Source organism: Streptomyces sp. ActVer (assembly GCF_027270795.1).
In the GTDB taxonomy this organism is placed as follows: domain Bacteria; phylum Actinomycetota; class Actinomycetes; order Streptomycetales; family Streptomycetaceae; genus Streptomyces; species Streptomyces umbrinus_A.
On record NZ_JAPWHT010000422.1, the window covers coordinates 1 to 9,005 of the forward strand.

Sequence of the window (9,005 nt, forward strand, 5' to 3'; positions counted from 1 at the left end):
GGCCGCCGCCTCCCCCGCCCGACGAGCCGCCGCCTCCGTCCGGGAGGCCGCCCGGACGGCGTTGACCGGCGGCCCGTACGACGCTGACCTAGGCCGTGGCGTGCGGGCGCCACGGCTCGTGAAGACCGCGGACACCTCGGCGACACCCACTGTTCCGTGTCCGTCAGGCGGACCTCAGCGGCGGGCGGCACGGGGTGCCGGATACGGTGGAAGCACCATGAGCGCATCACAAACGTCTGATGTCCCCACTCTCCTCGTCAAGATCTTCGGCAAGGACCGGCCAGGAATCACGGCCGGGCTCTTCGACACCCTCGCCGCCTACTCGGTCGACGTGGTCGACATCGAGCAGGTCGTCACCCGTGGCCGGATAGTGCTGTGCGCGCTCGTGACGCATCCGCCGGCCGGCCTGGAGGGCGACCTGCGCGCCACGGTGCACAGCTGGGCGGACTCGATGAGGCTGCAGGCCGAGATCATCTCCGGCCTCGGCGACAACCGGCCACGCGGGCACGGCAGGTCGTTGGTGACCGTGCTCGGACACCCGCTCACCGCTGAGTCCGCGGCCGCGATCGCCGCCCGGATCACCGGGACCGGCGGCAACATCGACCGTATCTTCCGGCTGGCCAAGTACCCCGTGACGGCCGTCGAGTTCGCCGTGTCCGGTACGGAGCCGGAGGCGCTGCGGACCGCTCTGGTGACCGAGGCGGCGGCCCTGGGTGTCGACATCGCGGTGGTCGCGGCGGGGCTGCACCGGCGGGCCCAGCGCCTGGTCGTCATGGACGTGGACTCCACGCTCATCCAGGACGAGGTCATCGAACTCTTCGCCGCGCACGCCGGCTGCGAGGACGAGGTCGCCGAGGTGACGGCGTCCGCGATGCGCGGGGAGCTGGACTTCGAGCAGTCGCTGCACGCGCGCGTGGCCCTGCTCAAGGGGCTCGACGCCTCCGTGGTGGACAAGGTGCGCAGCGAGGTACGGCTCACGCCGGGGGCACGCACGCTGATCCGCACGCTGAAGCGGCTCGGCTTCCAAGTCGGTGTCGTCTCGGGCGGGTTCACGCAGGTCACGGACGACCTCAAGGAGCGTCTTGGGCTGGACTTCGCCCAGGCCAACACCCTGGAGATCGTCGACGGGAAGCTGACGGGCAAGGTCACCGGCGAGATCGTGGACCGGGCGGGCAAGGCGCGGCTGCTGCGCCGGTTCGCCGCGGAGGCGGGGGTGCCGCTCGGCCAGACCGTGGCGATCGGCGACGGCGCCAACGACCTGGACATGCTCAACGCGGCCGGTCTCGGGGTCGCCTTCAACGCCAAGCCGGTGGTGCGCCAGGCCGCGCACACCGCGGTGAACTTCCCCTTCCTGGACACCGTCCTGTATCTGCTGGGCGTGACACGGGAAGAGGTCGAGGCGGCGGACATGCACGTGGACTGAGCTCTCGCACGTCCACGACGTGGACGGGGCCCGGCACCGTCGCGGTGCCGGGCCCCGTCCACGTTCGTGAGAAGGGAACGACCGGGTCTACTCGGACGGCGCCCAGTAGTCGAGCAGCGTGGCCACGCCCGGCTCCAGGGCCTTCCAGGAACCGGTGAAGGAGAGCACGGCGAAGGCGGCCGCGGGGAAGCCCAGGCGGCTCATCCGCTCCTGCGCGTCGCCCTCGGACTGGCCGGCCAGGATGTCGGCGAGACCCTGCACGCCGGGGTTGTGGCCGATCAGGAGTGCGTTCTGCACATCGTCGGGGGTTTCGTTCAGCACGGCGATCAGCTCGCCGGGAGAGACCTCGTAGAGCCGCTCCTCATAGACCGTTTTCGGCCGATGGGGGAGCTCGTGGACGGCGAGTTTCCATGTCTCGCGGGTCCGGGTCGCGGTGGAGCAGAGGGCCAGATCGAAGGGGATGCCGGTGTCGGCCAGCCTGCGTCCGGCGACGGCGGCGTCCTTGCGGCCCCGCTCAGCGAGCGGCCGCTCATGATCGGAGACCTCGGGCCAGTCGGCTTTCGCATGCCGGAAAAGGACAATCCTGCGGGGTTCTGCGACGCTCATGGTTCCCAGCTTCGCACGAAACACGCCATGGGGCGCAGGGAGTTGACTCGCGGCCTCGACGTGGTGTGCCGGGAGCTCAGGAGCCCTCGTGCAGCACGATCTGCTGGACCTGCTCGAAGAGCCGGCCGACAGCCGGGTCGCCGCCTGTCGCGTGGGCGTCGGCGGGGTTCAGTATCACCAGGAGCAGTGCGGCGAAGGCGAGCGCCGGGAGGACCAGGGCCCACCAGGGGAGCCGGGTCTCGACGCCACGCCTGGTCGCCGGGTGGGGCGGGATGTGCGTTGGGGCCGACATGCCGCCTCCGTGGGGCTTCGAGTGGTCCGTGGTTCGCGTCCTCGCGGTCACATCTCGAAGTTACGGACTCCGGATCCCTCAACCCATCCGGAGATCCACCCAGTTGACCCTGACACTCACCCCCTAGGGGATGGTGGGGCTACCCCCACCATCGCCTCGCGGAGGCGTCACGGCGAAGGGTCCGGGGCGGGCTTCCGACGGGTCAGGGCGAGGCGATCGACGCGATGACGCCGATGATCACGAAGATGAGGAGGAACGCGCCGAAGACGAGCAGCATCTTCTTCTGGCCGTTCTGGGGGTTCGGGTCGAGCACGGGCATACGAGCAGTCTCCCACCACTCGGGCGCCCGCCCGCGGGCAGGGTCCGGCCAGGGGCGTACGCACGCGGGTGAGGTCCGCACTCGGGTGGTGGCGCGGCGAGGTCACAGGCCGGGTCTCCGGGTCGCCGCATCGCTCGACCCCGACGGTCACGGCCGGCGCGCGGCCTCGTCCTCCACCGTGCGGTCGCGGCCGGCCAGGATGCCCACCACGATCTGCGGGATCATCAGGCCCGCCATGAGCGCGATCGGCAGCCCCCAGCCGCCGCTGTGCTGGTAGAGCACGCCCACCAGGAGCGGACCGGGGATCGAGATGAGGTACCCGGTGCTCTGCGCGAAGGCCGAGAGCTGCGCGACCCCCGCTCCGGTCCTGGCCCGCATGCCGACCATGGTGAGGGCCAGCGGGAACGCGCAGTTGGCGATGCCGATCAGCAGCGCCCACGCCCAGGCACCGCCCGCGGGGGCGAGGTAGAGGCCCGCGTAGCCGACGAGGCCGCAGACCCCGAGGGCGACCACGATCGGCCCCTGGTGGGGCAGACGCGTGGCAAGGCGCGGGATGACGAAGGCCAGCGGCACGCCCATCACCATGGTGACGGCGAGCAGCAGTCCGGCCGTGCCCGCCGGGACACCCGCGTCCCGGAAGATCTGTGCCATCCAGCCCATCGTGATGTACGCGGCGGTGGCCTGCAGCCCGAAGAAGACGGCCAGCGCCCAGGCGGTACGGCTCCGGGTGATCCGCAGCGGGGAGGGCTCCTGGCCCGCCCCGGAGGCCGAGGACGCGTCACGAGTCGGGGCCGGGGTCGAGGCCGAGGCGGCGTCCGAGGACAGGGCCGTGCCCCGGGCCCGTACGAGTGGAATCCACGGCAGTACGGCGACGGCCGCGAGCCCCGCCCAGACGGCGAGTCCCGCATGCCAACTGCCGCCCAGAGCCCGGGTCATGGGCACGGTGACCGCGGCCGCGGCGGCGGTGCCGAGGGCGAGGGCCATGGAGTAGAGGCCGGTCATGGAGCCGACCCGGTCCGGGAACCAGCGCTTGACGATCACCGGCATCAGGACGTTGCTGACCGCGATGCCCATCAGGGCGAGGGCGCTGGCGACCAGGAAGCCGGCCGTGTTCCCGGCGAAGGGCCGGATCGCCAGTCCCGCGGCGATCGCGACCATGCCGGCGCAGACCACGGCGGCGGGTCCGAAGCGGCGGGCGAGACGCGGTGCCATGACGCCGAAGACGGCGAAGCACAGCGGCGGTACGGAGGTGAGGAGCCCGGCGAAGCTGCCGCTCATGCCGAGTCCGTCGCGCACCTCTTCGAGGAGGGCGCCGAGGCTGGTGATGGCGGGGCGCAGGTTGAGGGCGGTGAGGACGATGCCGATGATCACCACACGCGTCATCCACGCGCGCGTGGCGGGCGGTTGGAGTTCCGCGTCCTGCGCGGAGCTGCGTATCGGTGGGGACATCGCCGTCCGGGTTTCCTCGCCAGTCATGCCAGCCATCATAGAATCATGGGATGATTGGTTGTCCAATCTCCTGGTGCACACCTGGGGCACAATCCCCTGACACGCATTCCGGTGCGTCCTCCCGGTGCACCCCCTGGCGCGAAGGACCGTCATGCCGCTGAGCCACCCCCGCCGATCGGCACTGTCCGAGCAGGTCATCGCCGAGCTGCGGAACCAGATCACCTCGGGTGAGTGGCCGGTGGGCTCCCGCATCCCCACCGAGCCGGAGCTGGTCGAGCAGCTCGGGGTCGCCCGGAACACGGTCCGCGAGGCCGTCCGCGCGCTCGCGCACAACGGCCTGCTCGACATCCGTCAGGGCTCGGGCACCTACGTCGTGGCGACCAGTGAGCTGGCGGGCGTGATGCACCGCCGCTTCGCGGACGCCGATCCGCGGCACATCGCCGAGCTCCGCTCCACGCTGGAGTCGAGCGCGGCGAAACTGGCCGCCGAGCGCCGCACGGAGCGCGATCTGAAGCAGCTGGACGCTCTCCTCGTACGCCGGGAGGAGGCCTGGGAGTCGGGCGACGCCGAGGCCTTCGTGACCGCCGACACGACCTTCCACCTCGCCGTGGTCGCCGCGTCCCACAACGACGTCATGACGGCGATGTACGCGGACCTGGGCGAGGTCGTGCGCGACTGGCTGCGCGAGGACGTGGGCGAGGAGCTGACGCCCGAGACGTATATGGACCACACGCGTCTGGTGGACGCCATCCGCGCGGGCGACGCGGAGACCGCCGCCGCGGAGGCTGCGGGCTACCCCTTCCTGTGCCGCCCGAGCCGATCAGCCGACGTCACCTCCGCGTGAACAAGCGCGTCGTCAGCGCTGGTGACTGACCCACGCCGAGCGGACTTCCTTCCAGCAGCGGCCGGTCAGCCGTACGGTCTGCGCGGGGCCGGCCTCGACCGAGGCGCCGTCGGAGTCGATGTCCCACCACGGGTCGCACTCGATGTGCAGACGGACGCGATCGGGCTCGGGGTACGGGTTGTGGCAGTACGCCGTCACATACGAACCCTCGACGGCGGTCCGGCAGGCTGCCCCGAAGGGCCTCTCCTCCACGGGCACGCGCGCGTGGGGCGCTGTTCTCGTGGTGTGCGAGGCGGCGCCGCAGGGCACCGCGAGCAGGAGGGTCAAGGCAGCGAGCAGCGCAGCAGAGGGCGCGGCGGAGCCGCTCCAGTGGAGCCGGTGTTTACAGCGGGGCTGGGACAGGCGCACAAGGGGACCTCCTCGGCAGAGCTCGGGAGGACATCTCGGGAGGGGGAACTCCTACTCCAGAGTGCGCTGTTACCGGCCCGCACCGCCCGGCCGGTAGGGCCGAACGGGTGACGCCCCGCTCCCCGCGCGCTGCGGGAAACGGGGCGTCGAAGCCGCACGAAAAGCCGTACCGAGGGCCGTGTGAAGGCAGGTGCGCAAACGTTCGCGTAAACGCTTACGCGCCGATCGCGTGCAGACCGCCGTCGACGTGGATGATCTCGCCGGTGGTCTTCGGGAACCAGTCGCTGAGCAGGGCGACGATGCCGCGGCCTGCCGGGTCGGGGTCCTTGAGGTCCCACTCCAGGGGCGAGCGGCTGTCCCACACGGCGGCCAGGTCGCTGAAGCCCGGGATGGACTTGGCGGCCATGGAGCCGATGGGGCCCGCGGAGATGAGGTTGCAGCGGATGTTCTGCTTGCCCAGGTCACGCGCCATGTAGCGGCTGGTGGCCTCCAGGGCGGCCTTGGCCGGGCCCATCCAGTCGTACTGCGGCCAGGCGTACTGGGCGTCGAAGGTGAGGCCGACGACCGAGCCGCCGTTCTGCATCAGCGGCAGACAGGCCATGGTCAGCGACTTCAGGGAGAACGCCGAGACGTGCATGGCGGTGGCCACGGACTCGAACGGCGTGTTGAGGAAGTTGCCGCCGAGGGCGTCCTGCGGGGCGAAGCCGATGGAGTGCACGACGCCGTCCAGGCCGCCCAGTTCCTCGGCGACCAGGTCGGCCAGCCGCGCCAGGTGCTCGTCGTTGCTGACGTCGAGCTCGATGACCTTGGTGGGCTTGGGGAGCTTCCTGGCGATGCGCTCGGTCAGCGTGGGCCGCGGGAACGCGGTCAGGATGATCTCGGCGCCCTGCTCCTGGGCCAGCTTCGCGGCGTGGAAGGCGATGGAGGACTCCATCAGCACACCGGTGATCAGGACGCGCTTGCCCTCGAGAATTCCGCTCATGGTGATCAGTGACCCATTCCCAGTCCGCCGTCTACGGGGATGACGGCTCCAGTGATGTACGAGGCGTCGTCCGAGGCGAGGAACCGCACCGTCGCGGCGATCTCCTCGGGCTTCGCGTACCGGCCGAGCGGCACCTGCTTCACGATGCCCTCGCGCTGCTCGTCGGTGAGCACCTTGGTCATGTCGGTGTCGACGAAGCCGGGCGCGACGACGTTGAAGGTGATGTTGCGCGAGCCCAGCTCACGGGCGAGCGAGCGCGCGAAGCCGACGAGGCCGGCCTTGGAGGCGGCGTAGTTGGCCTGGCCCGGACCCCCGTACAGCCCGACGACCGACGAGATCAGGACGACACGGCCCTTCCTGGCACGCAGCATGGCGCGGTTGGCGCGCTTCACGACCCGGAAGGCGCCCGTCAGGTTGGTGTCCAGGACGGAGGTGAAGTCGTCCTCGGACATCCGCATCAGCAGCTGGTCCTTGGTGATGCCGGCGTTGGCCACGAGCACCTCGACCGGGCCGTGCTCGGCCTCGATCTCCTTGTAGGCCTGATCCACCTGCTCGCTGTCGGTGATGTCGCACTTGACTGCGAGGAACCCTTCTTTTCGAAGAGCTGCGGGCTCGCCCGAGCGGTATGTGATCGCGACCTTGTCGCCCGCGTCGGCGAAAGCGCGGGCGATGGCGAGGCCGATGCCCCGGTTTCCTCCGGTGACGAGAACCGAGCGGCTCAACGGATCACCCTTTCGATAGCCGGTCTGGTACCTCGAAAACCTATCGGCACCGTCCCCCGTACGGAGAATCGGGCGCCGACAGTGACGTACCGGACTCGCTGTCGGATCCCTACAGAAAGTTGTGGCCCCCGGCGCGCCCGCGCGACATGATCGGACCGACAGGCGACGACAGCAGGGAGACCTCCGTGCCTCATTCCATCGACGAAGCCTTCACGGCACTGCCGCTGAGGGCCCTGGCCGACGCGGCGCTCGCGCGGGCCAGGGCGCTGGGCGCCGACCATGCGGACTTCCGGTTCGAGCGGGTGCGCAGCGCGGCCTGGCGGTTGCGGGACGCGAAGCCCGCCGGGTCCTCGGACACCACGGACCTGGGATACGCGGTGCGTGTGGTGCACGGCGGGACCTGGGGGTTCGCGTCGGGGGTGGACCTGACGATGGACTCCGCCGCGAAGGTGGCGTCGCAGGCCGTGGCGATGGCGAAGCTGTCGGCCCAGGTGATCAAGGCGGCGGGTTCGGACGAGCGTGTGGAGCTCGCGGACGAGCCGGTGCACTCCGAGAAGACCTGGATCTCCTCGTACGAGATCGACCCCTTCTCCGTACCGGACGAGGAGAAGTCCGGGCTGCTCGCCGAGTGGAGCGCGCGGCTGCTCGAGGCGAACGGCGTCAGTCATGTGGACGCCTCGCTGCTGACGGTGCACGAGAACAAGTTCTACGCGGACACGGCTGGGACGGTGACGACGCAGCAGCGGGTGCGGCTGCATCCCCAGCTGACCGCCGTCGCCGTCGACGAGTCGAGCGGCGAGTTCGACTCGATGCGCACGATCGCGCCGCCCGTCGGGCGCGGCTGGGAGTACCTCACGGGCACCGGCTGGGACTGGGAGTCGGAGCTCGCGCGGATCCCGGAGCTGCTCGCCGAGAAGATGCGGGCGCCGAGCGTCGAGGCGGGCGTGTACGACCTGGTCGTCGACCCGTCCAACCTGTGGCTGACCATCCACGAGTCCATCGGCCACGCCACCGAGCTGGACCGCGCGCTCGGTTACGAGGCGGCGTACGCCGGGACCTCCTTCGCCACCTTCGACCAGCTGGGCAAGCTGCGGTACGGCTCCGACCTGATGAACGTCACCGGGGACCGCACCGCCGAGCACGGGCTCGCGACCATCGGGTACGACGACGAGGGCGTGGCCGGGCAGTCCTGGGACCTGGTGAAGGACGGGACGTTGGTGGGCTACCAACTGGACCGGCGCATCGCGAAGCTGACCGGTTTCGAGCGGTCCAACGGGTGCGCGTACGCCGACTCCCCCGGCCATGTGCCCGTACAGCGCATGGCGAACGTGTCGCTGCAGCCCGATCCCGCCGGGATGTCCACGGAGGATCTGATCGGGAGCGTCGACCGCGGGATCTACGTCGTCGGCGACCGGTCGTGGTCGATCGACATGCAGCGCTACAACTTCCAGTTCACCGGCCAGCGGTTCTTCAAGATCGAGAACGGGCGGATCACCGGTCAGTTGCGGGACGTGGCCTACCAGGCGACGACCACGGACTTCTGGGGCTCGATGGCGTCGGTCGGCGGCCCGCAGACCTACGTCCTGGGCGGCGCCTTCAACTGCGGCAAGGCCCAGCCGGGCCAGGTCGCGGCGGTCTCGCACGGCTGCCCGTCGGCCCTCTTCAAGGGCGTCAACATTCTGAACACCACGCAGGAGGCCGGTCGATGAGCCCTCGGACGAACAAGCCGCACGAGATCGTCGAGCGTGCCCTCGAACTGTCCAGGGCCGACGGCTGTGTCGTGATCGCCGACGAGCACTCGACGGCGAACCTGCGCTGGGCGGGCAACGCGCTGACCACGAACGGCGTGACGCGCGGGCGCACGCTGACCGTCGTCGCGACCGTCGACGGCCACGAGGGCACGGCGTCCGGGGTCGTCTCGGGTGCGGCCGTGACCGCGGACGAGCTGGAGCCGCTGGTG

The 9,005-nt window shown here is 70.5% G+C and carries 10 protein-coding genes and 1 pseudogene; 4 read left to right on the forward strand and 7 right to left on the reverse strand.

What is annotated here, in order from left to right:
- Positions 1-217: 217 nt before the first annotated feature.
- Positions 218-1,423, forward strand: coding sequence for a phosphoserine phosphatase SerB (gene serB / locus O3Q52_RS42345; RefSeq protein WP_269653863.1), 1,206 nt, complete (start codon positions 218-220; stop codon positions 1,421-1,423).
- A gap of 87 nt (positions 1,424-1,510) precedes the next feature.
- Here serB and O3Q52_RS42350 read toward each other — a convergent pair whose 3' ends face one another.
- The 4 genes from O3Q52_RS42350 to O3Q52_RS42365 form a co-directional block, all read right to left on the reverse strand.
- The gene (locus O3Q52_RS42350) at positions 1,511-2,029 is read right to left on the reverse strand and encodes a histidine phosphatase family protein (RefSeq protein ID WP_055615411.1); all 519 of its coding nucleotides are present in this window, start codon (positions 2,027-2,029) and stop codon (positions 1,511-1,513) included.
- Between the two features lie 76 nt (positions 2,030-2,105).
- The gene (locus O3Q52_RS42355) at positions 2,106-2,321 is read right to left on the reverse strand and encodes a hypothetical protein (protein ID WP_269653864.1); all 216 of its coding nucleotides are present in this window, start codon (positions 2,319-2,321) and stop codon (positions 2,106-2,108) included.
- 202 nt (positions 2,322-2,523) lie between these two features.
- Entirely contained in the window at positions 2,524-2,640 is a 117-nt protein-coding gene (locus O3Q52_RS42360; protein WP_107102519.1) for an SGM_5486 family transporter-associated protein, read from the reverse strand.
- Positions 2,641-2,787: 147 nt separating this feature from the next.
- The gene (locus tag O3Q52_RS42365) at positions 2,788-4,128 is read right to left on the reverse strand and encodes a CynX/NimT family MFS transporter (protein ID WP_269653865.1); all 1,341 of its coding nucleotides are present in this window, start codon (positions 4,126-4,128) and stop codon (positions 2,788-2,790) included.
- 112 nt (positions 4,129-4,240) lie between these two features.
- Between O3Q52_RS42365 and O3Q52_RS42370 the strand changes: the two genes are divergently transcribed.
- A complete protein-coding gene (locus O3Q52_RS42370) occupies positions 4,241-4,933 on the forward strand; it encodes a FadR/GntR family transcriptional regulator (protein WP_269653866.1) in 693 nt (230 codons plus the stop codon).
- Between the two features lie 12 nt (positions 4,934-4,945).
- Here the strand turns inward: O3Q52_RS42370 and O3Q52_RS42375 are convergent, their stop codons facing one another.
- The 3 genes from O3Q52_RS42375 to fabG form a co-directional block, all read right to left on the reverse strand.
- Entirely contained in the window at positions 4,946-5,260 is a 315-nt protein-coding gene (locus O3Q52_RS42375) for a hypothetical protein (RefSeq protein ID WP_269653867.1), read from the reverse strand.
- Positions 5,261-5,555: 295 nt separating this feature from the next.
- Positions 5,556-6,323, reverse strand: coding sequence for an enoyl-ACP reductase FabI (gene fabI, locus O3Q52_RS42380; protein ID WP_143636993.1), 768 nt, complete (start codon positions 6,321-6,323; stop codon positions 5,556-5,558).
- 5 nt (positions 6,324-6,328) lie between these two features.
- Positions 6,329-7,045: a 3-oxoacyl-[acyl-carrier-protein] reductase gene (gene fabG / locus O3Q52_RS42385; protein ID WP_269653868.1), complete on the reverse strand. Its 717-nt coding sequence runs from the start codon at positions 7,043-7,045 to the stop codon at positions 6,329-6,331.
- A 185-nt stretch (positions 7,046-7,230) separates the two neighbouring features.
- Between fabG and O3Q52_RS42390 the strand changes: the two genes are divergently transcribed.
- Both O3Q52_RS42390 and O3Q52_RS42395 read left to right on the forward strand, forming a co-directional pair.
- Positions 7,231-8,754 carry a TldD/PmbA family protein gene (locus O3Q52_RS42390; RefSeq protein WP_269653869.1) on the forward strand — a complete coding sequence of 508 codons (1,524 nt, stop codon included), beginning with the start codon at positions 7,231-7,233 and terminating at the stop codon, positions 8,752-8,754.
- Positions 8,751-9,005: pseudogene (locus O3Q52_RS42395) on the forward strand (TldD/PmbA family protein); the annotation flags it as partial. The gene O3Q52_RS42390 and the pseudogene O3Q52_RS42395, both read left to right, overlap by 4 nt.